The following is a 275-nucleotide window of genomic DNA, read 5'->3' as shown; positions in this document are numbered from 1 at the left end:
GACCTGAAGATGACCAACCTGCTGGGTATCAACAGCAACAACATCATCGCCCTCACCTTCGTCATCGGCGCCGCCCTGGCCGCCGTCGCCGCGGTGCTGCTGGGCATGCAGTACGGCGTGAGCAACCCCGGGATCGGCTTCCTCGCCGGGATCAAGGCGTTCACCGCCGCGGTGCTCGGCGGCATCGGTAGCATCCCCGGCGCCATGCTCGGCGGCCTGCTGCTGGGCGTCGCCGAAGCCTTCGGCGCCGACGTGTTCGGCGACCAGTACAAGGA

At 68.0% G+C, this 275-nt stretch carries 1 protein-coding gene; it reads left to right on the top strand.

Annotated features, from left to right (window positions below):
• On the top strand, positions 1 to 275 hold a 275-nt coding region (locus ACLJNW_RS24880; RefSeq protein WP_410961315.1), incomplete at both ends, for an ABC transporter permease subunit.

This window comes from Salmonella sp. SAL4457, assembly GCF_046548235.1.
Taxonomy (GTDB): Bacteria; Pseudomonadota; Gammaproteobacteria; order Enterobacterales; family Enterobacteriaceae; genus Salmonella; species Salmonella enterica.
The sequence above is the reverse complement of the archived record's forward strand: the minus strand, read 5'-3'. Positions and strand labels throughout refer to the sequence as shown.